We start from the raw sequence: 918 nt of genomic DNA, 5'->3' as shown, positions 1-918 counted from the left end.
GCTAGGCTCCAGACCCATTGATTTCAGTCACGCTTCATGATTCAGGCTCTCCCGAGGAGACCTGATTTATGAGCAACCTTTACTGGCTTTCTAAGATCAGATGGCGCGCCTTCGCCCTTTCTTTCCCCGCAGCCACGGTCGCCCCCGCGTTGATGACCGCCGTGTTCTGAGCGGGATAATCTTCGTAAACCGCAATGGGTTACGCTGGTGCGACGCACCGAAGGAATATGGCCCGGCCATTTGAGGGAAGCCGTGGCCCCAGTGGGGGCGCGTAAGTTCCCGAAAAGCTCTACAATCGTTGGAAGCGATGGGGCCGGTTAGGGGTGTTCGCCAGGATGATGGAAGGTCTGGCTTCGGAGGCCCCCGAACAGACGACGATCATGATTGATGCGACCCATCCGAAAGCGCATCGCACGGCCTCGAGCCTGCGGTTGAAAGTCTGGAAGATCAGAAAACAGTCCTGTGGACTGTTTTCCTGACAGACGGGGCGCGGACGCCTGATCGGCCGAACGAAAGGCGGAATGAACACCAAGCTGCACGCCGTGACGGATGCACAGGGGCGACCGATCCGCTTCTTCACGACCGCCGGGCAGGTCAGCGATTACTCGGGAGCGATGGCACTGCTCAGCAGCTTGCCCAAGGCCGACTGGCTGCTGGCCGACAGGGGATATGACGCCGACTGGTTCCGAGATGCGTTGAAAGACAGGGGGATAAAGGTCTGCATCCCCGGCAGGAAGAACCGCAAGAAGCCCATCAAACACGACAAACGCCGATACAAAAGACGCAACCGCATTGAGATCATGTTCGGGCGCCTGAAGGACTGGAGGCGCGTCGCAACCCGCTACGACAGATGCCCTATCGTCTTCCTGTCAGCTATCGCACTCGCTGCAACCGTTCTTTTTGGGCTATGAGCGTAAC

1 pseudogene is annotated in these 918 nt (G+C 58.5%); it reads left to right on the top strand.

From position 1 onward, the window contains the following. Positions 1-68: 68 nt before the first annotated feature. Positions 69-911: pseudogene (locus D2T30_RS22910) on the top strand (IS5 family transposase). Positions 912-918: the final 7 nt, after the last annotated feature.

The organism is Paenirhodobacter populi (genome assembly GCF_004022215.1).
Lineage (GTDB): Bacteria > Pseudomonadota > Alphaproteobacteria > Rhodobacterales > Rhodobacteraceae > Rhodobacter > Rhodobacter populi.
Note: the sequence above shows the minus strand (reverse complement) of the source record. Positions and strands in the feature narration are given on the sequence as shown.